The 23300-nt window shown below is 47.8% G+C and carries 24 protein-coding genes; 6 read left to right on the forward strand and 18 right to left on the reverse strand.

The window, feature by feature from the left end; all coding sequences use genetic code 11:
* Positions 1-5 precede the first annotated feature (5 nt).
* The 12 genes from ACUN27_RS31365 to ACUN27_RS31420 form a co-directional block, all read right to left on the reverse strand.
* Entirely contained in the window at positions 6-1589 is a 1584-nt protein-coding gene (locus tag ACUN27_RS31365) for a copper resistance CopC/CopD family protein (RefSeq protein ID WP_445560210.1), read from the reverse strand.
* Positions 1590-1670: 81 nt separating this feature from the next.
* Positions 1671-2075 carry a DUF2203 domain-containing protein gene (locus ACUN27_RS31370; protein ID WP_315953313.1) on the reverse strand — a complete coding sequence of 135 codons (405 nt, stop codon included), beginning with the start codon at positions 2073-2075 and terminating at the stop codon, positions 1671-1673.
* Positions 2076-2125: 50 nt separating this feature from the next.
* A complete protein-coding gene (gene nikR, locus ACUN27_RS31375; RefSeq protein WP_315953312.1) occupies positions 2126-2581 on the reverse strand; it encodes a nickel-responsive transcriptional regulator NikR in 456 nt (151 codons plus the stop codon).
* Positions 2582-2716: 135 nt separating this feature from the next.
* Positions 2717-4468: a response regulator gene (locus tag ACUN27_RS31380; protein ID WP_445560211.1), complete on the reverse strand. Its 1752-nt coding sequence runs from the start codon at positions 4466-4468 to the stop codon at positions 2717-2719.
* Positions 4469-4519: 51 nt separating this feature from the next.
* Positions 4520-4894 carry a response regulator gene (locus ACUN27_RS31385; protein ID WP_315953310.1) on the reverse strand — a complete coding sequence of 125 codons (375 nt, stop codon included), beginning with the start codon at positions 4892-4894 and terminating at the stop codon, positions 4520-4522.
* Between the two features lie 87 nt (positions 4895-4981).
* Positions 4982-5371, reverse strand: coding sequence for a gamma-glutamylcyclotransferase family protein (locus ACUN27_RS31390; RefSeq protein ID WP_315953309.1), 390 nt, complete (start codon positions 5369-5371; stop codon positions 4982-4984).
* Between the two features lie 151 nt (positions 5372-5522).
* Positions 5523-5810, reverse strand: a complete 288-nt coding sequence (locus tag ACUN27_RS31395; protein ID WP_127457334.1) for a CD3324 family protein — start codon at positions 5808-5810, stop codon at positions 5523-5525.
* 1061 nt (positions 5811-6871) lie between these two features.
* Positions 6872-7630, reverse strand: a complete 759-nt coding sequence (locus ACUN27_RS31400) for a LamB/YcsF family protein (RefSeq protein WP_445560685.1) — start codon at positions 7628-7630, stop codon at positions 6872-6874.
* Between the two features lie 70 nt (positions 7631-7700).
* Positions 7701-8687: a 5-oxoprolinase subunit C family protein gene (locus ACUN27_RS31405; protein WP_445560212.1), complete on the reverse strand. Its 987-nt coding sequence runs from the start codon at positions 8685-8687 to the stop codon at positions 7701-7703.
* A complete protein-coding gene (pxpB, locus tag ACUN27_RS31410) occupies positions 8677-9465 on the reverse strand; it encodes a 5-oxoprolinase subunit PxpB (RefSeq protein WP_445560213.1) in 789 nt (262 codons plus the stop codon). Before pxpB ends, ACUN27_RS31405 begins: the two co-directional genes overlap by 11 nt.
* A complete protein-coding gene (locus ACUN27_RS31415) occupies positions 9462-10265 on the reverse strand; it encodes an alpha/beta hydrolase (RefSeq protein ID WP_315953306.1) in 804 nt (267 codons plus the stop codon). The genes pxpB and ACUN27_RS31415 overlap by 4 nt, the downstream gene beginning before the upstream one ends.
* A 157-nt stretch (positions 10266-10422) precedes the next feature.
* Complete coding sequence (locus tag ACUN27_RS31420; protein WP_445560214.1) at positions 10423-12024, reverse strand: bifunctional metallophosphatase/5'-nucleotidase; 1602 nt, start codon at positions 12022-12024, stop codon at positions 10423-10425.
* 153 nt (positions 12025-12177) lie between these two features.
* Between ACUN27_RS31420 and ACUN27_RS31425 the strand changes: the two genes are divergently transcribed.
* On the forward strand, positions 12178-13164 hold the full coding sequence (locus tag ACUN27_RS31425; protein ID WP_315953304.1) for a phosphate/phosphite/phosphonate ABC transporter substrate-binding protein: 987 nt from the start codon (positions 12178-12180) through the stop codon (positions 13162-13164).
* 186 nt (positions 13165-13350) lie between these two features.
* Positions 13351-13599 (forward strand): hypothetical protein, encoded by a 249-nt coding sequence (locus tag ACUN27_RS31430; RefSeq protein WP_326062482.1) that lies wholly within the window; start codon positions 13351-13353, stop codon positions 13597-13599.
* A 62-nt stretch (positions 13600-13661) separates the two neighbouring features.
* On the opposite strand, the gene phnE is transcribed toward ACUN27_RS31430, so the two are convergent.
* The 3 genes from phnE to ACUN27_RS31445 form a co-directional block, all read right to left on the reverse strand.
* On the reverse strand, positions 13662-15236 hold the full coding sequence (phnE, locus tag ACUN27_RS31435) for a phosphonate ABC transporter, permease protein PhnE (RefSeq protein WP_315953302.1): 1575 nt from the start codon (positions 15234-15236) through the stop codon (positions 13662-13664).
* Complete coding sequence (phnC, locus tag ACUN27_RS31440) at positions 15233-16006, reverse strand: phosphonate ABC transporter ATP-binding protein (RefSeq protein ID WP_315953301.1); 774 nt, start codon at positions 16004-16006, stop codon at positions 15233-15235. The genes phnE and phnC overlap by 4 nt, the downstream gene beginning before the upstream one ends.
* 187 nt (positions 16007-16193) lie before the next feature.
* A complete protein-coding gene (locus ACUN27_RS31445) occupies positions 16194-17219 on the reverse strand; it encodes a HoxN/HupN/NixA family nickel/cobalt transporter (protein WP_326061497.1) in 1026 nt (341 codons plus the stop codon).
* Between the two features lie 171 nt (positions 17220-17390).
* Here ACUN27_RS31445 and ACUN27_RS31450 point away from each other — a divergent pair, with 171 nt between their 5' ends.
* The 3 genes from ACUN27_RS31450 (at position 17391) to ACUN27_RS31460 (ending at position 19627) form a co-directional block, all read left to right on the forward strand.
* Entirely contained in the window at positions 17391-18227 is an 837-nt protein-coding gene (locus ACUN27_RS31450; RefSeq protein WP_315953299.1) for a sensor histidine kinase, read from the forward strand.
* A 2-nt stretch (positions 18228-18229) separates the two neighbouring features.
* Complete coding sequence (locus tag ACUN27_RS31455; protein WP_315953298.1) at positions 18230-18901, forward strand: response regulator transcription factor; 672 nt, start codon at positions 18230-18232, stop codon at positions 18899-18901.
* A gap of 96 nt (positions 18902-18997) precedes the next feature.
* A complete protein-coding gene (locus tag ACUN27_RS31460; RefSeq protein WP_315953297.1) occupies positions 18998-19627 on the forward strand; it encodes a YcnI family copper-binding membrane protein in 630 nt (209 codons plus the stop codon).
* Between the two features lie 57 nt (positions 19628-19684).
* On the opposite strand, the gene ACUN27_RS31465 is transcribed toward ACUN27_RS31460, so the two are convergent.
* Together ACUN27_RS31465 and ACUN27_RS31470 are read right to left on the reverse strand one after the other, a co-directional pair.
* Positions 19685-20167, reverse strand: a complete 483-nt coding sequence (locus tag ACUN27_RS31465; protein WP_315953296.1) for a dihydrofolate reductase — start codon at positions 20165-20167, stop codon at positions 19685-19687.
* A 30-nt stretch (positions 20168-20197) separates the two neighbouring features.
* Positions 20198-21142 carry a thymidylate synthase gene (locus ACUN27_RS31470; RefSeq protein ID WP_315953295.1) on the reverse strand — a complete coding sequence of 315 codons (945 nt, stop codon included), beginning with the start codon at positions 21140-21142 and terminating at the stop codon, positions 20198-20200.
* Between the two features lie 326 nt (positions 21143-21468).
* Here ACUN27_RS31470 and queF point away from each other — a divergent pair, with 326 nt between their 5' ends.
* Positions 21469-21969: a preQ(1) synthase gene (gene queF / locus ACUN27_RS31475; protein ID WP_157319586.1), complete on the forward strand. Its 501-nt coding sequence runs from the start codon at positions 21469-21471 to the stop codon at positions 21967-21969.
* On the opposite strand, the gene ACUN27_RS31480 is transcribed toward queF, so the two are convergent.
* Positions 21966-23213: an ATP-binding protein gene (locus tag ACUN27_RS31480; protein WP_445560215.1), complete on the reverse strand. Its 1248-nt coding sequence runs from the start codon at positions 23211-23213 to the stop codon at positions 21966-21968. The two genes, queF and ACUN27_RS31480, sit on opposite strands and share 4 nt — an antisense overlap.
* Between the last annotated feature and the right edge of the window lie 87 nt (positions 23214-23300).

Consider the following 23300-nt stretch of genomic DNA (forward strand, 5'->3'; position numbering starts at 1 on the left):
ATGTGTTAGTAGACGATGAATTCTTTTTTGTAAACCGTTTCATTATCCTCTGTATCCATCACACGCATTTCCAATTCCCAGTTCCCTCTGAATGGCAGATAAGCTCCCTCCGCTCGATAGCTGAACTTGGCAAAGCCGTATGACTCCTCTACTTCCTTATCCTCATAAGCCGCTATCGGCACTGAAATCGGAGCGATCTCTTTGTCGTCCAAATAATGAAGAATCATCAGCACCTGCTTCGGTTTCCCTGAATTTTCAGGAAGGAATACTTTGGCTGTAAACGAGTTGGTTCCCTGGATTTTTGGTGTAATATCCGCAGATACATGGACTTTATCTCCCATCTGATGCCACTGCAGCGGTTCATTGGCCGGAATTGGCGCCACATAGGTGATAATTCCCACCAACAGCACAATGATAACCATTAGGGTCAAATCCACTCTTACCCATAGGAAGGACTGTGCAGCCTTCTTTTTGCGCATCATGAGACGAATCACAAATGCCGTAAGCACGACTAGAATAACTGCGCCAACTTTCACTAGCAGCAAGATCCCCCACCCGGCGTATAACAAATAATGCAAATTCGGCAGGAATAACAACACAGATAAAGATCCGGATATCGTGAGCACGATAATGGAAATCAGCGCCATATTCGAAAATTGTCGCATGTACGTGGCAATGTCACTGTTCTTCTGACGCCACTTCGCGTAGAGAAGTACCAAGCCTCCCACCCACATGGCTGCGCCCACCAAATGAATCCAATCAAGTCCGATCGTTGCCCATACAGGTGAAAAAGAAGCCGCATGGCCACTAAAGCTTTTGGCCGCTAGCAAGCCTAATGGCCATATCCAATCTAACCATGCCCACCTGCCGATAAGGACAAACCCGAGGAAAGATAAGACTAGTAGAATCAGCCAGGATATCCCGATATTTGTCGCACTAAAAAGCTTCACGACTTCTTCTACACCGCCGCCGCCTAGTAAATCCTCGATATGAGTAAAAATAAGCAAAAGGAGGGCGACAAGTTGAGCACGCTGCAAATTCAGCGTCCATGAAGATAATGTTTTTCTTGTTTCATTCCCGCCATTCGTACCTAGCATCCTTAACCATATGACCCATCCTGTCAAAGCGAGCACCATGAGATACCACAGCCCGCGAGACGCATATTGCAAGAGAACTTTCGTCGTCAGCGGACCTGAACCGTGCTCGTGATTAGCATGAGCGGAAGGAAGATCTAGCGTATCTTCTTGCGGCGGATTGCCGATTGTCAGGGGATAGCTTCCGCCAACAGGGTGGCCGTCAGCCGAAATGACATGATAGCTGATTAAATAAACGCCCTCGGTCAGCTTAGGCAGATCAAGGAGCACACCTGTTTGCTCTTTGTTCAAATAAGCTTTATTACGGGTCATTTCGTCGCCGTCATGATTGAAGACTTTGATATAAAAGAGCCCTGCATCTAAAGGTTCATTGAAGGTAATAGCGATTTGGGGCGGAGAGCTTTCCAGCTTAGCGCCCGATTCCGGAATTGCCTGTACCAGTGATGCATGAGCAGAAGCCGTTTGCGGGGCGACGAAAGAACTTAAGAGCATCATTGATAATATACACAATAAAACAGCAGGCAAGAACCAAAACCGACGAACATGTTGTTTCTGTTTATACATAAATAAATTCCTCTAATCCGTTATTGGTCTACGTCCGGCAAAACCATCTTCTTTGCCGTGGTAATAACGGATCTTGTCCTCTCCTTGTTTCCAACAAAGCAAAACTTCTTGGCCCCCGATCGTAGAGGGAAAATCCACAAGACCCGTCTCTATATCCTTAAGCTCGATACCCGTTTGCTGAAAATGTTGGATCAGCCCGCGCGCTTCGATTTGCATAAATTCAAGTTCGGCTTCCTGCATAAAAAATGGATCCTTTTCCGTGCCGGGCTTCTCAGCCAACTCATTTTTCTTCCTGCGAAGCTCTGTGTATTTCTCCTCAAAAGCCCGCTTCAGCATTTGCATTTTCTTTAACTCCTGATCAACAAACGGAAGCATTTCATTCGCTTCTTCCAAGCTAAAATATTTTTTATCAGACATCTCGCACCTCCATGCCTAATTTTAACAAAAAAAGAGCGCAACTTCGAATTCTACACATGCGTATGCGGATGCTCGTGCGAGGATCCATGCTCATCCACATGAGTCACAGACAACTCGGCATATCCGACACCTTTAAGCACTTGAATTCGCTGCTGCAATTCTCTTAGCTTCTCCACCTTGCCCCTAACAACTAGTATTTCCAAGCATTGCTGATGATTTAAATGAATATGCATCGTGGAAATAATGGCATGGTGATATTCATGCTGCAGTTCCATCAACGTAATGGGCAGATCGCTAATATGATGGTCATATACCATTACAATCGTTCCGGCTACCGTTTCGTCCAACTGCATGCTGCTGGAGGTCAACAACGCTTTGCGTGTGAGATCTCGGATCGCTTCAGAGCGGTTACTATAACCCTGAATGGCAATGAGCCGATCATATTGCTCAATTAATGATTGCGGCATAGAGATGCCAAAACGTACAAGCGTTTCTTTCTCCGACATGGGATCACGCTCCTTTCTACCTAACCTGTCCTCTACCTTCACTCTACCAGAAAGTAGGGTTGTCGCAAAATGGGCAGCGCTATTTTATGTAAAAATGATAAAAGAGAGCGGACATACGCCCCGCTCTCCTGCTTGTTAGATAAAGTTCATTAGTTTTTTCACGCGAACTTCCAGTTCTACGAGTGAGAAAGGTTTCGTCATATAGTCATCAGCGCCCATCTGATAGCCTTTGAGCATATCGTCTTCCTTTTTCTTGCCGGAAAGCATCAGCACCTTCATGCTCGCATTCGCGGAGCGCTCATCTTTTTTAATCTGATCTAACAAGGAAAAACCGTCCAGCCTAGGCATCATGCCATCTAGAATACACGCATGATAGGTCTTTTCCTGCAGCAAGCTGAGCGCTTCTTCCCCATCGGATGCATGTGTGATGGCAATCGGCAAATGCTCCAGATGAGAAGTCAATATCGCTCTTAAGATTGGATCATCGTCAACGATTAGCAAGCTTTTCTTCTCAGGAAGAGGCGGCGGCGCCGATTTGTTCGGATCGCTCTCTTTCTCTGCGGCAGCGCACAGAACGCGGTTCCGCCCCTGCTGTTTGGCTTGATACATCGCTTCGTCCGCCTTCGAAACCCAATCCGCCACGGATAACCCTTCCTGCCACTGGGCGACCCCTGCGGAGAACGTGATGGAGAAAGGTTTTCCCTCATAGTGGGCAACAGGATTCGAGCTAATGATGTGAAGAATGTTCTGCATCGTGGAATGCGCCTGTTCCAAAGTTGTATTCGGAAGGGCAATCACGAACTCTTCACCGCCAAAACGCGCCAGTAAATCCGTTGAGCGCAAATTGGTTTGCAAGAGATGAGCCAAGCCTTGCAGCACCAAATCTCCTAAGTGATGTCCATATGTATCATTGATTCTTTTGAAATAATCAATATCGATAAAAACAAGCGATATCGGAGCGGGATACCGCTCAATCCGCTGAAGCTCCATGCCAATCTGAAGGTCAAAATACCGCCGGTTGAACACGCCGGTAAGCGGATCGCGGAAGGCCAACTGCTCGAAGTTTTTCGTCCTTTTGAGCAAACCATAGATCCTGGCGGCTAATTCTTCATACTGAAAGGGCTTGGTCACATAATCGTCAGCCCCTAGATGGAAGCAGCGAACTTTATCATTCAAATCGTTGCGCCCTGATAGAACAATGAGAGGCAGCCATTTCAACGTTGGATCTTCTTTGAGAAACTCAAACAGCTCATAGCCCGATTGCGGATGCATCATGAGATCAAGCGTCACGAGATCATAGGTGTGCGTACGCAATAGTTTTATAGCGGACTCCACATCAGCAGCCTCATCGACAATGCAATCATCAAGCTGAAGGCGCCGGGTCAAATACGAACGCAGCACTTCGTCATCATCGACAAGCAGCAAGCGGCTTTTTAACGTTCGAAGCATAGAACCTCCTGTAGGATCCTTCTGCTCGTCCATTTGGATCTCCGTCAGACAGATATCGTATTCCATATTCATATTGCGAAGGAGCCCGAGACTGCGCTCAACGTTTTCTTGAACCGGGTTCGTCGATGTCAACGACAACGCCTGATCCGGATCGATGGTTTGCGTCCATTCCCATAGGCGCACCAATTCCTCCGCCAGCCGGCCAATCCTGTCATAGCCAAAAATCGGCGCACTGCCCTTCAGCGTATGGATAATGCGATAGAACCGATTCAAGTCCTCTACGACTGGCAAAGCGCGAACAGCACCTATTAGAGCTTCAAGCTCCTTCAACTGCTTTTCAAACTCGCGAATGAACAGTTTCCTGCCTTGTCTTAGAATTCTTGCATCTTTATCCGACTCTGACCTGGAGCTCTTTGGCTCTAGATTCGTATGATTCATGACGCACAATCACCCTTTTTACAAATAAAATTAATCTCTATAGGTTTCAAATCAACTCTCTAATAAGTGTCCGACTGTATCTAGAAGTTGAAGCGGGCTGAATGGTTTCACAATATAAGTGGTGACGCCTGCTGCTTTGGCCTTCTCTTTATCTTTGTCCAAGGCTTTCGCTGTTAAAAGAATAACAGGCAGGTCACTGTTCACGTTATCGCTCTGACGAAGCCACTCGCATACTTCAACACCCGTACGCTCCGGCATCATATAATCAAGGATAACCAGATCGAACGATTCCTTCTGAAGCTGTTCAATGGCTTGTTGACCGTCCTCTACCTCCGTGATTTCATACCCTTCATCCGATAACGTTTCTGTGAGCAGAAAGCGGAGTGCAAGCTCGTCGTCAGCCAGCAATATTTTATATACAGACATAAAGGTCTCCTCTATTAAAATATAACTTTAATTATAACATCATGCTCATAGGCAAGATAGGAATTTGTCGAATAAAGTCAAAAAATATTATTTGATTCGCGATGCGTCATATTCTTTCCACGAAGAGCCATTAATTTCTTTAAGTCCATCCACAGTGGGGTAGATATAAACCCAACCTTCACGCTGCCCGTTCACATCTCGGATCCAGACGCGGTCATATTCATTATTGGAGGCGCCAGGACCATAATAACCTTCCAGAACATCCATCGCTTGCAGGCCTTCTTCCGTCACTTCCAACCATTCTCCAACAACGTGCTGCTCCCCATTGCCTTCCGTTAGCAAAAGCGCAGGATAAGGTCCAACATCAAATAAACGGCCAAAAATCGTGCCCGATTGCACGGACTGCACAAAAGGAGCTGCTACGAAGTGGTTACTCTCTCCCACAAGCAGTGTGCCGTAGACAAATACAGATATCATGAAAACTCCTCCTGTCGAATTATGTAATTTATAAGGTTCATTTTAAATTCGCTAGCCATCTCCCCGATCCCTTTTCAAAACATCCAACCTTTTACAATTTCATGTAGAGCCGAGCAAAGAAAAAAAGCAACATCCACAATGGATGCTGCTTCTATGCTTGATTAGCTGTTAACTCGCGCGTTTTCACAATAATTTTGCGGATGCTGTCTTCCGATAAATGAAAGACCTTAATTAACTCCATCACCGTGGAGCCTGTTTGGTACAACCGGAAAATTTCTTGATTTCTACGCTCGATAATAATGCGTGTTCCGTTATTTTCTCCCCATCCAGCGCGTTTCTGCTCTTTCTTAGGGATATATACGATTTCACCTTGGATATATTCTTGTAATTGTTTTAATAGGTTAGGGGGAAGAACGTCCTTCCCGTTCTTGTAACTCATGGATGAAAACCTCCTCAAATTGTCGCAAAGATTAAACTTTGTTCGGATTTGCAGAGAGTAATCTCATCGCCCCTAAACCTCATACCATTCTTATCAAAATGGAATAAAAAAAACACGACCATAATCGTGCCTGTCGGTTGTATATGCAATTATACAAATTCAGGTGAACGGTTATTCCACGAATGATATTCAGTTAGGAGACGATTACCTCTGCGGCGGCCGCAACACTCATCGCTACTGTCATTGTCATTGTGTTCATTATAAAACACTCCTTTCACCTAATATTGGGATTGTATTACATGGGGTTGGAGAGCAAAGTCTCTCCTGTATTGCCTGTGTGTTCACTTCGTGTTCACAATTCTCATTATATGTAAAAAGCTTCTCGCTGTCTACTCGTAAGTTAAAGAATATGCGGGAGCCCAGAGGGCCCCCGGTTGTAACGATGACCTCTGCTTACGCAGAGATCACCTCCGCTTTTGTTGTAATCACCTTGATCACTCCTTTCCGAAGTTATTAGCTGGCCGGCTACTTCTCTATTTACTCATAATCCTACCCCATTCTCAAGTGAAAGAATCGTTATAAGGATTCTTTCCTAGGCGGGTGTCTGGGATTGAATTGAAGGATGGTGGTGGGAGTTGGTGGGGCTAGGGCTGGGTGCGAAGAGTGTGGTAGGTGCAGAGACTTGATGGCATTTGAAGGATTGCAGGGCTGGATGTGAAGAGTATGTAGGTGCAGGGACTGGATGGCATTTGAAGGAGGGAAGACGTGTGGTGGGTGCTGGGAAGGAAGGGAAGGAATGTGTGGCTGAAAGGAGGTGACGGGGTGCAGGGACTGGGTGGTTGGCATCGAGTGCTTCCGTAGAGGCTAACGGACCTGATTGCCGCTATTATAAGTGTTTTTGCTGTATGAGCAAGGAGTAAAAGACTGTATAGCCGCTATCTGCTGATTTTAGGGTGGATATCGGTAACTTTCAGGTAAATAACGGCAACTGAGTCCGTTAGATCCAATTTTCATCCTAAAAGTGGCAGAATAGCGGCATCTCAGTCCGCTAGAAACATGGCTTATTGCCCCAGCGCCGTCACCGCGATTCCGCTGCGGTTCAGCAGCGCGCAGATATCGCGCGCAAACTCCACGGCGTGAGCACCGTCGCCGTGGATACAGATCGTGTCCGCGCGCATGCTCAGATCCTCTCCCTCTTGGGAGAGGACCTTCCCCTCGCGGACGAGGCGCACGACCTGCGCCGCTGCATCCGCGGCGCTCTCCAGCAGCGCCCCGGGCTGATCCCGGGGCGTCAGCGTGCCGTCCCGCCGGTAGGTGCGGTCCGCGAAAGCTTCGCTCGCGGTTCGCAGCCCCGCGGCGGCACCCGCCCGCAGCAGTTCGCTGGCGGGCGGTCCAAGCAGCGTCAGCTCCGCACTGACGCTGAGCGTCGCAGCCGCAATGGCCGCGGCGAGATCATGGCGTTTCGCCGCCATGTGATAGAGCGCGCCATGCGGCTTGACGTGCTGCAGGCGCCCGCCTTCGGCGTGGACGAACGCCTGCAGCGCCCCGAGCTGATACAACGTCAGCTCGTAAGCCTCAGCCGGCGTGACGGCTATCTCGCGCCGGCCAAAGCCCTGCAGATCGGGGAGGCCCGGATGGGCCCCGATCGCCACGCCTTTGCGCAAGCACAGCTGCACAGTGCTACGCATGGTGGCAGGATCGCCTGCGTGGAACCCGCAGGCGATGTTGGCGGAGCTGACGAAGTCCAGCAGCTCCTCGTCCCGCCCGAGGCGATAAGCGCCGAAGGCTTCACCCATATCACAATTTAAATCTATACGCAGCCCACTCACTCTTCCATCACCTTTCTTAACTCCATTGCTTTTTCATAAGTTCTTAGCTGCACTTTTCAAATCACCCATGATCCCTAAACCAAGCCTGCACGCCGGCTTCCAGCAACCGCATATCCATAGCCTGCAACAAAAGCTGCTCCTGGGCTTCCCTCAAACTAACCTCACGGAAACGCAATTTGCCCCCTGGCTTCACTTGAGCGATTAGCGGCAGATGAGCCGTAATGACATGGGCAATGCGCGGATAGCCGCCTGTTGTCTGGCAGTCGGAAAGCAAAAGAATGGGCTGACCGCTCGGCGGCACCTGAATCGTGCCTGGGACAACGGCTTCCGAAATCATCTCATGGGAAATCCCTCGTTTCAACGAAAGAGGGTTCCCTTCCAGCCGATATCCCATCCGGTCCGATTGTGGGGTAACCGTGAAGCTTCGTGCCAGAAACTTCGCTCTGACCGATTTTGCAAAATGGTCCGCTTCCTTGCCCCATACAATGCCCACGACCGGATTGTCTTCGTACTTCGGTCGAATAAAAGGAGTGACCGCACCGGAAACAGACCAGTTGTTGATGTTCACGGTTGCCTTCCCCGCATTGCTTAGCTTTAGTTCATCTCCCGCTTGAAGTGCTCTGCCTTCATGCCCGCCGATCCCTGCCCGCAGATAAGTGCTTGTGCTTCCCATGCTGGCATTCGCTGCAAAGCCCCCATGGACGGCTAAATAAGCTCTACAGCCCTTCACCGCATAGCGAAAGCCCAGTTGTTCCCCTTTTTGGATGAAAAAAGATCGCCATAACGGCACTCTTCTGCCTTCCACATCCGCCTCGAGATCAGCTCCACACAAGGCTATCAGCATATCTGATTGCGCGACCATGCTTGGTCCGTTCAAGGTCATTTCTAATACGGCGGCATCGGCGGTATTCCCTACAAGAATGTTAGCCGCTTGGTGGGCAAAAAAGTCCATAGGACCCGATGCAATGACGCCAAATTTACGGTATCCATAACGCCCTTGATCCTGCAGGATCGATAACATTCCCGGCTTGATGATTTTAAAGCCCATGTCCCAGGTTCCTTTCAGCGGTAAAATGGAACTGCTCCGGCGTGATGGCGACGAATTTCACCCGGTCCCCTACCTGCAATAGAGACGGGGGAGTGGATTGCGGCTGAAATAAAGCAAGCGGGGTCCGACCGATCAGGTTCCACCCGCCTGGCGTTTCAAATGGATAAATGCCTGTTTGTGCGCCGCCAATTCCTACCGATCCGGCTGGAATACGGGGTCGGGGTACTGCTTTTCTAGGTGTAACCAACCGCTCATCCATTCCGCCCAAATATGGGAAACCCGGTGCAAAACCAATCATATAGACCGGATAGATTTGTGCAGTATGCAGGGCGACGATTTCTTCCGCTGTCAAACTGTGATAAGCCGCTACCTCCGCAAGATCAGGACCATATTCCCCACCGTAACAAACAGGAATTTCAATAAGTTTCTCGGTCTGGGGTGACTGCTGCTCGTTCGTGAACTCAAAACTGTCCAAGCACCGCCCGATGTGTTGAAGAACTTTGTCGCAAGGAAGCATATAGTTCTCTCCGGCAGGATGCACATGTTTGCGGTGAACCTCCGCTTCTGAGAAATGCTCATATACCACGACCGGATCATAATAAATCGTAATCGTCGTATAAGCGGGCACCATTTCTATAAAACCTGCGAAAGGGTGCTTCTCCAGATAGGCAGTCACTTGCCGCACCAGATCTAGCGTTGACAGCTCAATGCTCGTGCCAAGCGTAAGTACGATGGCCGAATCCCCAAGGTGATGCCATTCGTAATGGAGCTTCGTCATGCAAATTTCTGCTTTTTCAACCAGTTTGCGCAAAGTTCAGGCCACATATAGGCTTCGTCATGATCCGTCGCCATGCCAATACCGTGCCGTCCGCTCTCAAAAACATGCAGATCGTACGGCACTTTATGACGGCTAAGCGCCCCGGCAAAAAGCAAGCTGTTCTCTACGGGAACGGCGGCATCGTCTGCAGTATGCCAGAGAAAAGTTGGCGGTGTATCCGACGATACTTGTTTCTCTGTGGATAACAAAGTAACCAGCTTTTCATCCGGTGCCTCGCCTAACAGATTCCTTTTGGAACCCACATGTCCAAACTCATCGAAGGATATGACGGGATAACAAAGAATTAAAGCGTCCGGACGGCTGCTTTGTCTCTCGATAGGATCATCTGCGTCTTGGTTTCCAGCATCAAATAGTGTACCCGCTGAGGAAGCCAGGTGACCACCTGCAGAGAATCCAAGAATCCCTAGCCGATTCGGATCAACCCCCCATTGCTGCGCATGGTGTCTTACCGTTCGAATCGCTCTTTGGGCATCTTGGAGCGGAATTGGATGTTCATATGGAGCTACCCGGTAGTTTAAAACAAAGGCTGAAATCCCAAGTCCATTGAGCCACTCTGCGACAGGCTCGCCTTCATGGGGCGCACGCCTACCGTAGCCGCCTCCGGGACATACTATAACGGCAGAGCTCAAGCCTTCGCTTGCTACAGGATACAAAGTCAAGCTCGGGCATCCTTGGTTTTCCTCACCGATGCTATCCTTGGATGCTCCGGGCCATAATTCAATTGTGATTGCGGTGTTCACTCAAGAAACCTCCTTTATTTATGTGCTATGCTAATCATATCGAATCCCCCCAAGTTCGCATAGGTAGGATTTTACAAAAATGATGACGTTGCCTTGATTCTTATGTGGAAAGAAAAAAAGACGGCACAGGTTTTTTCCTGCACCGCCTTTTTCATTTCTACTCTGTATCCCAGATGACTTCCCAATTCCCATTCACACTGGCTTCAATCGTACCCCGCTCCATAATATACCCGGCAAGAAGCTCCGCAACATCCGTCGGAATATCCTTAATGACCGGCTTATCCTGGAACATGGCATAGTTGCCTCCGCCTGCAGCCCTGTAATTGTTCATCACTACATCGTAGGATGCGTCAAGGTTCAGCGGCTGCCCGTTGTAATCGAGCTGTACGACACGCTCTCCAATCGGGCGTGAGATGTTCAATTTATACGTAATGCCTTCCCACATATCATAGTTGTAATGCTGCGGCTTCGGCTCTCTAAACTTGCTGCTGACCTGAACTTCGCCATCGGGTGTCAGTTCGAAATATTCCGCAGACTGCTCCAAGGCGTCCTTGATGTCTTGCCCGGAAATCCGAATCACTTTCAACGTGTTCGGGTAAATGTAGTTGGATACGATGTCCCTCATCGTAATATCGGAAGGAAAACCCGGCGATACATTATCAAACAACGCTGTATTCGAAATGGACGCTCCGGATAGCTCCATCTGTACCCGATTGATGAATTCGATCAGTGCGCTGTCTTTTAAGCGTGTCTGCATGGGATCTTTCACGAGCATATCGCCCGTGAGCTTGCCGATAGGTTGATCCAGCCACTCTTGCGTTTTTGCTTCATGGGTATCTACAAGTTCTAAAAGCTTCTTGTCTGCTTCAACACCCATTACGGAGAGCAGCTCTGATGTCTTGGTATCGATCCGCCATTTGCCTTCCACCATCGAAAGCTCCAGCTTCACTTTCCCAAGCGTAACGCCAGCCGTTCCCGGTTGAACAACAAGGACACCATTGATGCTTTGCCCTGCAATGCTCCGGTGCTGATGCCCGGTCAGAAGCACATCCAACCCTTCAACCTCCATACAAAGCTGATAGCCCTGATTTTCGCCTGTCAAAGGTTCCGTTGGTTCCCCTGTCTCCAGATGTCTTTCAAAGCCTCCATGATAAGAGACGATTACAACATCCACATGCTCTTCTTCCTTAAGCACTCTCACCCATTTGTGAGCTGCTTCTACAGCATCCACAAACTGCAAACCCGCGATGTGTGCGGGATTTTCCCAATTTGGAATATACGGTGTCGTCAATCCCAGAATACCGATGCGAACACCTTCAGGAAGTTCCTTGATGATATATGGTTTCCCTAAGAATGGCTCTCCGCTTGCTGCGTCTACAATACTTGCGCACAGCCACGGGAACTCGGATTCCTTGACCGCTTTACCAAGTACATCAAGACCATAATTAAACTCATGATTCCCGATTACAGCAGCATCATAGCCAATATAATTAAGTCCGATCACCATCGGATCCATCGGCTCGTTATCCAATCTAGCGTGATGATAGGCAAGCGGAGTGCCTTGAATAAGATCCCCGTTGTCGATGACGATCACACTAGCTTCCTTTTTCCGCCCAGCTGCTACCAATGCCGCTATTTTGGCTAAACCCACATCATTGGGCAAGTTATTGGCGTAATGCAAAGGCAGCATATTGCCATGTAAATCGCTTGTTTCCAGTATGGTTACTGCACTTTTCTGCACCTTACCAGGTTGAGTCAAGTTCCCCACTCCACAACTTTTTATTTTGTAAATACGTACATAACAATTGGCAGTTTAACAAATACTTCACACTATCTTCCATATCCTTTATGTTAATGTTATATTACATCTTAGATAAATAGCAAATAAATTTAAACGGAGGTCAAAAAAGTAATGAAAAAATTAACAGTGATTACCCTTTCCATGATGGTTGTTGCAACAGGCCTGCTTGCTGGCTGCGCAAAGAAAGAAACACCGGCTCCATCAGCTTCAGCTGGTGCAGCAGCGAGTGCTTCTCCGGCAGCTTCCGCTAGCCCAGCTGCAGCTACAGGTTTTGTTCCAAAAGAACTTAAAGTTCAATTCGTTCCTTCCCAAAATGCAGAGACGCTTGAAGCGAAAGCAAAACCACTTGAAAAACTTCTCGGGGACAAGCTGGGTATCCCGGTTAAAGTATCCGTTTCAACTGACTATAACGTTGTAATCGAAGCTATGGCTTCCAAACAAGTTGACGTTGGCTTCCTGCCTCCGAGCAACTACGTTGTTGCCCATGATAACCGCAAAGCGGCTGATCTGCTTGCCCAAGCGACACGTTTTGGCGTTGACGATGCAACTGGCCAACCAACGACTGAACTCGTGAATTTCTACAAATCCGAAATCCTTGTGAAAGCAGATTCCCCAATCAAATCGGTTGCTGATTTGAAAGGCAAGAAAATGGGCTGGCAAGGTGTTACTTCCGCAGCTGGTTACGTTTACCCAGGTCTGTTGTTGAAAAAAGCTGGCGTTGATCCAGTGAAAGATGTAACAGGCGTACAATTCCAAGGACATGACAAAGCGGTTATCGCGCTTCTTAACGGTCAAGTTGATGCTGTCGGCGTATTCCAAGACATTCGTACGAACATGATCAAAGATTACCCAGACATTTTCAAACAAACGAAAGTTCTAGCATTCTCCGACAAAATCCCTAACGATACTATCGCTGTTCGCTCCGATATGGATGCAGCATGGAAAAAGAAAATCCAAGACGCTTTCCTGGCACTTGGTACTGATCCAGAAGGCCAAAAAATCATTTTTGATGTTTACACACATAAAGGTTATGTTGTAGCTAAAGATGAAGATTTCAACATCGTTCGTGATGCGAACAAAGAAATGGGCTTGAAATAAGCCGATCTAAATCAAGAGTCTGTCCCAAAGTCATCCATTGACGGAGGGAGAGCCTCTTTTTTTTCAATTCTACGCATTTCCACGCTTGCATACTATGGATGTGGCACGTCCGGTAAATTTTTTTTTACTTTTGCATGACAAACGTTTACCTGAACTTGTCATATATCATAGTGGGGTGAAAATGGAATGTTCGAAAAGCTTATTAGCAGTAAAAATGAAGTCTCCATCCGGTGCGGCAACGACGAAATTAGAGGAGTTATTACGCATTATTATTCAGCCTTCCAACTGTTGAAAATAAGAAACATCATGATTCCCCTGGAGCTAATCGAACAGATTGAAGTCCTGGAACCGACAAACAGCTCAGCCGGATTATCAAAACTTAGCCGCGGTTCCCTTCGTTTAGTTACCCGCGAGAGACTTTCAAATCAAGTGTAATAGACATACATAATACAACGTGCATAACAAAACAGACGCCGCAGCTAGCGGCGTCTGTTGCTTTATACGATGCGTTTACGAAGCGATCCTGAAATGTAATCAATGACAGAGACGGTAATGATAATCCCGATCAGGATGATCCCTACACGCGGCCACTGTCTCGCATTCAGCGCGAAAATAAGCGGCGTACCGATCCCTCCGGCACCAATGACGCCAAGCAGGGTTGCTGAACGAACGTTGATCTCGAAACGATATAACGTATACGAGATGAAATCAGGGATGACTTGAGGAATGACGGCAAAGGCCATCCGCTGCCAAATGTTAGCGCCAACGGCATTCATCGCCTCTGTTGGCCCCATATCCATATTTTCAATGGCTTCGGCATAGAGCTTCCCTAGCATCCCTACGGAGTGCAATCCTAAGGCCATTACCCCGGCATATGCATTAGGTCCTACAGCTTTGATAAAGATCAAAGCCATGATAATTTCAGGAATCGTACGAACGATACTCAAGAACAATTTGCCGGTTCCCGAGACGGCGCGGTATCGGCTCATATTCGCTGCAGCCCAGAAGGCAAACGGCAAACAGACAATCGCCGAAACGAAGTTCCCCAAATAGGAAATCGATAACGTTTCAAGCAAAGAACGAAGTAAATCCTCGCCTTCCGGAATATAGACATACGCCCAATCCGGATGAAACAAGCCGGTAATCATTGCTTTCGTCAGAATCCATGTCGTTGGTTGAAATCCTGTTAACTCCAGACCTGTCAACGACCAGATGAACAAAGCAATAACAGCGACCCATCCTACGACTTTGTAAGTAAGCGCACGTGATTGTGACATTGGCTTCGCGCTGCCCTTCAACAGGTAGGAACGGAACCGGGTGCTTACCAGGTCAATAATGACTACAACAATCAACGTGTAAATGACAATCGCACAGGACTGATCATAACGGAACAGATCCAGCGTGTTTTTGAGCAGCAAACCGATACCGCCGGCTCCAACCAAACCCAGGATAGCGGAGGCACGGATACTGACTTCAAATGTATACAGGAAATGAGCGAGATACGTAGGTGCGACCTGTGGAAGAACACCGAAACGAATCAGCTTCAGTTTATTGGCGCCAACGGCTGTCATCGCTTCCAGAGGGCCTGGATCAATCGCTTCCGTCGATTCATAGGAAAGCTTAGACAAAATACCGAATGTGAAGAAAATGAGCGCGAGCGTACCTGCTGTCGGGCCAAAACCTACCAACACCGCAAACAAGGCAGCGTACAGCAGATCCGGAATCGTGCGAAGCAGGTTCATGATCAGCCTGGCCGGATAAAAAAGCCACGGCGCCGTTGTTACGTTACGTGCTGCAAGAAGCGCCATGGGATAAGCAAAAAGAGCTCCTATGGTTGTACCGATAATGGACATTTGGATGGTTTGTGCCATCGGCTTCCAAATATCAGCGAAAAACGCCCAATCCGGCGGAAACATTTCTCCAATAAATTTGAGGATTTCCGGTGTTCCGGTAACCAGCTTCGAGAGTGTCGCGTCCGTCTGATAGATGCTTCCGATCAGGAACAAAATCATGATGATGGCTGTGAGATATATCTTCGTTCGAGGAGGTCTTTTGACAGACGTCACACTCATCCCTCCTGCACCCCCAACAGCTCATCTTTCTTAATGGCACGGCCATAAATTTCGGAGAATACCTCATCTGTCGCTTCTGCAACAGGTCCGTCATATACGACTTTCCCTGCACGAAGCCCGATAATCCGCGTTGCGTATTCACGTGCAAGATCAATAAAGTGCAAGTTAACAACCGTTGTGATACCTAGTTCCGTGTTAATGCGTTTCAGGTCATCCATAACCTGCCTCGTTGTTAAAGGATCCAAGGAGGCTACAGGCTCATCCGCCAAAATAATTTTGGCTTCTTGGGCAAGCGCCCTCGCAATGGAAACACGCTGCTGCTGACCACCGGACAATTCATCTGCGCGTGAATAAGCCTTCTCCCGAATATTCACTCTTTCCAGTGCTTTCAGGGAAAGCTCGATATCATGTTTAGGGAACAAACCAAGGACGGTGCGCAATGTGGAGTGGTAGCCTACGCGACCAGATAATACGTTGCGAAGAACTGTAGAACGCTTAACGAGATTGAAGGTTTGGAAGATCATCCCGATATCTCTGCGCATCCGGCGTAATTCCGAACCATTTGCTTTAGTGATCGATTTGCCATCTATCAGAATTTCTCCGTCTGTCGTCTCATGCAAGCGATTGATTGAACGCAATAAAGTAGATTTCCCTGCGCCTGAGAGGCCAACGATGACAATAAACTCTCCCGGGTTAATCGTCAAATTAATGTCGTTCAGACCCACAGTTCCGTTAGGATACACCTTGGAAATATGTTTAAACTCAATCATATAAGTCCTACTTTCTTTAAATGGTATCAAAGATCAGACCAAACTAATTCAACGAATTTCGTCAAAATCCTTCTTTCTATGATAACCTTTAGAAAATATTCATATTCCATTGTTCACCATGACAACAAAAGAGCCCCGGAATTTGATCCGAGGCTAGTCATAATGGCTTATCTCTCAAACTTTCGAACTATACTTTAGCACGCCAGCGCTCCTCGATTTTCATCCCTTTCCATACCGCAATGGAGACGATCCACGCAATGACGAACAGGGCGACGAGGATAAATCCCAAGGTGCCGAAATCAATATCCTGCAGCCAAGTCCAGAAGGTGCCTTCCATGCCGAACTCTTCCGAGAGCACCTGCCCCAACTCAATGACACCGATAATCAAAGCGGCAATGACGGCCAGAGCGGTTACAGTCAAATTGTAATAAAGCTTGCGCACGGGCGTATGGAAAGCCCACTTGTAGGCTTTCGTCATGAACATCCCGTCAGCTGTGTCAAATAAACTCATGCCTGCTGCAAATAGCAGCGGGAGCGAAATGACGCCGATGAAGGGAATGGCATCTTTGGCTGCATGGGCAGAAATGGCTAACAGCGCAATTTCACTAGCCGTATCGAAGCCCAGACCAAAGAGAAAACCTAGCGGATACACATGCCAGCTTTTGCTGATGAAGGAGAACAAAGGTTTGATCATGCGGGCAATAAATCCACGGGATTCCAACAGCTCTTCAAACTCATTGTCATCCTGCTGGCCGCCGCGAAATTTGACGAATAGCTTATATAAGCTTATTAGAATAATCAAGTTAATAACACCAATGATAACCAGGAAAAGCCCGGATACCGAAGCGCCGATGACGCCTCCGAAACGCTGCATCCAAGGAAGCTCACGCTCCGCCCATGTCACCGAAAAAGCGGTCACAATCGACATGAGGAAGACGACAGAAGAATGGCCTAACGAGAAATAAAAACCGACGCCTAACGGGTTGCGTTTCTGTTGAACAAGCTTACGCACGGTATTGTCAATGGCCGCGATATGATCGACGTCAAAGGCATGCCGCATGCCCAGCGTATAGGCAAGTAGTCCGATCCCCCAAAAAGCAGGAGACGATTTGGCCACCGAATAAAGTCCAATAAGGCCTAATACATGGAGAAGCAAGATAAAACCTATGTATCCGCCCCAGCTTTTCCGCTGCTCCAGCAGTGATTTCCACATGTGGTATACACACACCCTTTCCATTCGTGCTACGATTTATTTACAATGTAGCACACGTGTGCACGACTTGAGAAGCATTTTGCCTAATTTATTGTGAAGATCTCTAACATTTATTTGATATAATAGTATCCGTTCCAAATAATGAGCTATGTAAGGAGTGGAAATGAACTGATGTCTCTTCGTCTTTTTAAACTTTTTACCATTTTCGTACCTGTGGTCATCATAGGCGGCTTTGAATATATACGCCATGAATTCCTATTAAATTACTTAACGATGGAAGCCGGCAACTTCTCCATTACCGTTATTACGCTGCTGCTCTCGTACCTCTTTGCCTCGTGGATGTTTCAAAGCATTGAACGCAGCAATGAGCAGCTTACCATGGGCGAAGCCCGCAGAGCCGTCTACGAAGAGCGGGAACGTCTCGCCAGAGAGCTGCATGACGACTTGGCTCAGACGCTTTTTTTCCTCAACGTCAAATTAAAGCAAGGTGATTTGGAGGAAGCCAAAGCTGCCGTATCGGAAATCGACAACTCGCTCCGGCAGGCGATTTTTAATCTTCGCACGCCTCCTGAAGAAGGGACTGGCCTTGAGCAGCGTATCCATAAATTTCTGCACGATTGGCGGATGGTGACAGGCATTGAACTGCAGGAGGAGCTGGAGATTGATGAAAACAGCTTCACTCCCACAGAGGAGGTACAGCTTTTCGGCATCATCCAGGAGGCCTTCACGAACATTCGCAAGCACTCCATGGCAACGGAAGCGACAATCTTGTTGGAAGCTCAGCCAGATGCCTGGAAGCTGCATATTACGGATAATGGCCGTGGACTTCAGCATGCTGAAGCAGCAGGCAAGAAATATGGCATTGAGCTGATGCAGAAACGAGCATCTGATTTAGGAGCCACTTTCGAACTTAAGGCAAGAGGTACAGGCGAAGCACAAGCAGCAACAGGAAGCGGAGACACGGCCGGGACCGAACTCACTGTGCAAGCCGCAGATAGGAGGAACTGATTTTGACATCCACGCAACCCTTCCGTGTACTTATTGTAGATGATCATCCTTTGGCGCGAAAAGCGATCCGCAGCATGCTGGAGCCTGATGCCGACTTTGAAATTGTGGGTGAAGCCAGCAGCGGTGAAGCTGCGATTGTGCAGTGTGGTGAGGTCGCGCCCGATGTGGTATTGATGGATATTCACATGTCTCCTATGGATGGACTTGAAGCTACACGGCGCATCAAACAAGCATATGGGACGATCCGAATCGTCATGCTGACGGTTTCCGACGATGTGGCCGACCTCTTCACGGCCCTGCAGTTCGGTGCCCAGGGCTATTTGCTCAAAAATATGGATCCAGATGAATGGCTTACCTATCTTCGCGCCTTACTGGACGACAATTCCGATGCCGCCCGGGGGATGGCGGACAAGCTTTTTCAACGGTTTCGTGCACCGGTAGGGAATTCGGCGGAAGGTCCAACACCGAGCATGCTAACCTCTCGGGAGCAGGAAATCACCGCCTATGTCGCCCAGGGAGACAACAATCGGCAGATTGCCGAGAAACTGCTCATTTCGGAGCATACCGTCAAAAATCATATGAAAAATATATTGGTTAAGCTCGGGCTTGAGAACCGGGTGCAGCTAACCGGATTCGCCATCAAACACGGCTTGACACGAAAAGGACAAAACTAGTCGAAAAAATAGCCCACTAGAGTCATACTCAGATGCTTACCAAACAGGTAACATGGACAACATGAGAAGAGTTGATTCGAAAGGGGAAAATGTTCCATGTTTAAAAAATTGATGTTAAACGCAAGTATCCTGCTGATCGGTTCCATGCTGCTAATCGCTGGCGTCGCTAGCGCTCACGTAACGGTTTATCCCAAAGAAGCTACACAAGGCAGCTACGAGATGTTTACGGTTCGTGTCCCATCCGAGAAAGATATTCCTACTGTGAAAGTGGAAGTGAAGTTCCCGATGGACTCCGTTGCCGTTTCCCGCTTTGAGCCAAAAGCCGGCTGGACATATGAAGTCGCCAAGGATTCCGCTGGTAAAATTACCGGCGTTACCTGGAAAGCAAGCGGAGACGGACTCGCGAGCACGGAGTTCGGTGATTTCAATATGCAGGGCAAAGTAGCGGACACGGCTACTCAAATCGTTTGGAAAGCTTACCAAACTTACAAAGACGGCAGCGTCGTGGAATGGGTCGGCGCAGACGGCTCAGACAAGCCTGCCTCCGTTACGACGGTGAAAGCCAAAGCCGGCGCTATTACGGACAGCCACGGGAACGTCGTTGCTGGCCAAGCTCCTGCTGAAAGCGGCAGTTCCAGCTCCAAAACACCACTGTACCTTTCCATTGTAGCTGTTGTGCTCGGGGCATTATCCTTGATCGTTTCGTTCACAAGAAAACGCCGTTAATCATAAGAAAAGGCCTTGCGTTCTCCGTCACAATTGACGCCGAACGCAAGGCCTTTTTTATGCTCTTTGATAAATCCGGAAGTAGTACTCGTACGGATTTTTCTCGTTCCGTTCCCCTTGTTCGCTTGAGAGCAAGGTCCAGTCGGACAAATCCAGCTCCGACATGTACGTGTCCGCTTCAAACTCGTGCTCGATGAATGTTATGTACATCCGGTCAACCTTCTCCGCGAACAGGCGAAATATTTCCGCGCCTCCGATAACGAAAAGCTCTTGATCTTTGAATGCTTGAACAGCTTCATCGACGGAGTGAATGACCTCGCAGCCCTCAGCCCGAAACTCCGTATTCTGCGTAAGGATTACATTGCGTCTCCCCGGCAGCGGCCTTCCGATGGATTCGTACGTCTTGCGTCCCATCAGAATCGGGTGTCCCATCGTTACGGCTTTAAAAAATTTCAGGTCACCTGGCAAATGCCAAGGTAATGTATTGTTCACACCTATGGCACGATTGCGGTCCATGGCAAAAATAAATGAAATACTCATAGCCTGTGCAAACCTCCTTTCGTAACAAGTCTATACCGCTACTGGCGCTTTAATCGTCGGATGCGGATTGTATCCAACCAACTCGATGTCACTGACATCGAAATCGAACAACGACGCAACGTTTTGATTCAGCTTCAGCGTTGGCAATTCCTTCGGCTCACGGCTCAGAAGCGTATGAATTTGATCGATATGATTCGTGTAAATATGAGCATCGCCAATGGTATGGACAAACTCCCCTACGCCTAGTCCGCACTCCTGTGCAATTAGGTGCGTAAGCAGCGCGTAGCCTGCAATGTTAAAAGGAACGCCCAGGAACGTGTCGGCGCTGCGCTGATATAACTGGCAGCTCAGCTTGCCGCCCGCCACATAGAACTGGAACATCGTGTGACACGGCGGCAGCGCCATGCTCGGCACATCCTCGGGATTCCAAGCGGAGACGATGAGCCTGCGGGAATCCGGGTTCGTTTTGATCATATGGATGACCTCTTTGAGCTGATCAATCGTACCGCCCTGTGTTGTCGTCCAGTCTCTCCACTGCTTGCCGTACACATCGCCGAGCTCGCCGTATTGCTTCGCAAACGACTCGTCATTCAGTACCTTTTCCACGAAACTAGCCATTTGCTCGTCATACTGAACCTTGAATGCTTCATCCTGCTGGGAACGCAGCCCAAAGTTCGTCATATCCGGTCCTGTATAATCTGCGCTTTCAACCCACTTTTTAAAAGCCCATTCATTCCAAATATGGTTGTTATGCTGCAGCAGATACCGAATATTTGTATCTCCTTTAATAAACCAAAGCATCTCACTGGCGATTAACCGAAAAGGCACTCTTTTCGTCGTCACAAGCGGGAATCCCTCCGAGAGGTCAAAACGCATCTGCCTCCCAAATACGGACAACGTCCCTGTCCCTGTTCGGTCTTCCTTTTTAGTCCCGTTTGCCAATATATCTTGTAGCAATTCCTGATAGGCTTTCAAAGCTAACGAACCTCCATCCCATAATAAAAGGCATATCTATCTATTTTACCATTCTCGTCCCCTCAGTGGTATCTGAAAGTGCGCACAATTTCTCCACGAAATCCCAATCACTCGGAGATGCATTTTGGCGGCATATATGGTACTATTTGCTCCTAGAAGAGGTTCGCAAACTCCCTCTATGATAAAAACTTCCATCGAAGTCATTCGAAGCTGAGAGACCGCGTTCAGAGGTTGTTTTTATCGCCAATAAGAATTTGTTCCATCTATGATTGCCGGAACATTCTAAATTCTTATGTGGTAAAAAAACTATGAAAAGAGGATTCATCATGTCTGCAGGTAGAAGCAATGAAGATTTAAAAGAAATCACCCTACTCGGAAATCAAGGAACGAAGTATGTGTTCAACTATGATCCGACGGTGCTGGAAGCATTTGATAACAAACATCCGAACCGGGATTATTTCGTAAAATTCAATTTCCCTGAGTTCACGAGCCTGTGTCCCGTCACTGGACAGCCGGATTTCGCCACCCTCTACATCTCCTATATTCCGAATATCAAAATGGTAGAGAGCAAGTCCCTCAAGCTGTACCTGTTCAGTTTCCGCAACCACGGCGATTTCCACGAGGACTGCGTCAACATTATCATGGATGATTTGATCAAACTTATGGAGCCCCGATATATCGAGGTTTGGGGGAAATTCACTCCGCGCGGCGGCATTTCGATCGATCCGTATTGCAATTGGGGTCAGCCCGGCACGAAGTTTGAAGCGATGGCTGAGCACAGGTTGATGAACCACGATATGTACCCTGAGAAAATCGATAATCGTTAATTTTGCTGCAGAGGTAAGGTAATTGTTACTGTCGTACCTACGCCTTCTTCACTCTCATAAACAATTTTGCCGTTCATCGTCTCGATGATTCGGATAGTAACAGCTGTCCCAAGTCCTGTCCCGACATCCTTCGTGGAATAAAACAGATGGCCGATGCGGGATAGCTGGTCTTTGCTCATTCCTTTGCCGTTATCGCAAATGCTGATCTGCACTTCACCTGCCATCCCCGTCAAACGAACCTTCACTTCGCCATTCGCCTGTGTAGCTTCAATCGCATTTTTAATCACATTCACCAGCGCTTGCTGCAATTGCCCCCTATCGGAATGAATATAGATATGCTCATCGACATGACAAGTAAGCTCTACGCCATTTTTCATCGCCATCGGTGTTAGCAAGATCAGGATATTCGTTAGCACATCCGAAAAAGAAAAGGATTCCAACTTCGTTAGTTTAGGTTTGGAGAAATTTAAATAATCACTAATAATCGTCTCGGCCCGCTCCAGCTCCTCCATGGCAATGGTCAGATACTGTTGATTTTTGCCTAGTTCGCTTGGGCGCATGAGCTGGAGAAACCCTTTTACAACCGTTAGTGGATTACGAACCTCATGTGCGATAGAAGCAGCAAGTTCACCTAAGGTTTTCATTTTTTCAGCTTTTTGGATTTCCGCTTTCATTTTGGCATGTTCTTCATTCAGTTCCAGCAGCATAGTGGAGAACCAAATTCCCAAAATCGTGAGGATTCCGAACGCAGTAATGGCGGGAATCATTCGATAATCCAGGGGTTCGCCGGAAAACAATGAATACGAAATTAATATCATGAGCATGACAAACAGCGGTCCCAGGGCAACCACAATAGTGGCCTTAATCCGCGAGTTCCCCGTCAAAGCATTAACTTTGAACGAAGCAAGCAAGGGAATCATGAACGCAATCGTCATACTGATATATCCGAACAAAAGCGCATCGCCACCAAGGTAGGTACGCGTCATAATGATCATTGCATAGTTAATAAAGCCTGCTTTCCGCCCCATATATACAGTAGCTATGACCATAGGAACGTACCGCAAATCCCAAAATAAATTCAGATCTTCATAAGAAAAAAGCAAACAAAGCGAGGATGCCATTCCATACAATAACCCCATCATAATGGGAGATTTTGCGTAACTCCAACGTTCGCCAAAAACGCTCTGCAATAAAACAGGAGCAAGGACAATCAGGATGTTCAGAAATAATTTTTCTAGTAACATAGCTCCTCCTACACCTACGGCCATTCAAATTCTTACTCCTTGTAACTTCTGCAAAAACCAAGATATTCCCTTTTTTAACCATTGGAT

This window comes from Paenibacillus sp. WC2504, from assembly GCF_052682475.1.

What these genes read in the sequence shown, in the direction of transcription:
- ACUN27_RS31365 (WP_445560210.1), bottom strand. Translation starts at nt 1,589, where the DNA reads ATGATGCTCTTAAGTTCTTTCGTCGCCCCGCAAACGGCTTCTGCTCAT.
- ACUN27_RS31370 (WP_315953313.1), bottom strand. Translation starts at nt 2,075, where the DNA reads ATGTCTGATAAAAAATATTTTAGCTTGGAAGAAGCGAATGAAATGCTT.
- nikR (WP_315953312.1), bottom strand. Translation starts at nt 2,581, where the DNA reads ATGTCGGAGAAAGAAACGCTTGTACGTTTTGGCATCTCTATGCCGCAA.
- ACUN27_RS31380 (WP_445560211.1), bottom strand. Translation starts at nt 4,468, where the DNA reads ATGAATCATACGAATCTAGAGCCAAAGAGCTCCAGGTCAGAGTCGGAT.
- ACUN27_RS31385 (WP_315953310.1), bottom strand. Translation starts at nt 4,894, where the DNA reads ATGTCTGTATATAAAATATTGCTGGCTGACGACGAGCTTGCACTCCGC.
- ACUN27_RS31390 (WP_315953309.1), bottom strand. Translation starts at nt 5,371, where the DNA reads ATGATATCTGTATTTGTCTACGGCACACTGCTTGTGGGAGAGAGTAAC.
- ACUN27_RS31395 (WP_127457334.1), bottom strand. Translation starts at nt 5,810, where the DNA reads ATGAGTTACAAGAACGGGAAGGACGTTCTTCCCCCTAACCTATTAAAA.
- ACUN27_RS31405 (WP_445560212.1), bottom strand. Translation starts at nt 8,687, where the DNA reads ATGGGCTTTAAAATCATCAAGCCGGGAATGTTATCGATCCTGCAGGAT.
- pxpB (WP_445560213.1), bottom strand. Translation starts at nt 9,465, where the DNA reads ATGACGAAGCTCCATTACGAATGGCATCACCTTGGGGATTCGGCCATC.
- ACUN27_RS31425 (WP_315953304.1), top strand. Translation starts at nt 12,178, where the DNA reads ATGAAAAAATTAACAGTGATTACCCTTTCCATGATGGTTGTTGCAACA.
- ACUN27_RS31430 (WP_326062482.1), top strand. Translation starts at nt 13,351, where the DNA reads ATGTTCGAAAAGCTTATTAGCAGTAAAAATGAAGTCTCCATCCGGTGC.
- phnE (WP_315953302.1), bottom strand. Translation starts at nt 15,236, where the DNA reads ATGAGTGTGACGTCTGTCAAAAGACCTCCTCGAACGAAGATATATCTC.
- phnC (WP_315953301.1), bottom strand. Translation starts at nt 16,006, where the DNA reads ATGATTGAGTTTAAACATATTTCCAAGGTGTATCCTAACGGAACTGTG.
- ACUN27_RS31445 (WP_326061497.1), bottom strand. Translation starts at nt 17,219, where the DNA reads ATGTGGAAATCACTGCTGGAGCAGCGGAAAAGCTGGGGCGGATACATA.
- ACUN27_RS31450 (WP_315953299.1), top strand. Translation starts at nt 17,391, where the DNA reads ATGTCTCTTCGTCTTTTTAAACTTTTTACCATTTTCGTACCTGTGGTC.
- ACUN27_RS31460 (WP_315953297.1), top strand. Translation starts at nt 18,998, where the DNA reads ATGTTTAAAAAATTGATGTTAAACGCAAGTATCCTGCTGATCGGTTCC.
- ACUN27_RS31465 (WP_315953296.1), bottom strand. Translation starts at nt 20,167, where the DNA reads ATGAGTATTTCATTTATTTTTGCCATGGACCGCAATCGTGCCATAGGT.
- queF (WP_157319586.1), top strand. Translation starts at nt 21,469, where the DNA reads ATGTCTGCAGGTAGAAGCAATGAAGATTTAAAAGAAATCACCCTACTC.
- ACUN27_RS31480 (WP_445560215.1), bottom strand. Translation starts at nt 23,213, where the DNA reads ATGTTACTAGAAAAATTATTTCTGAACATCCTGATTGTCCTTGCTCCT.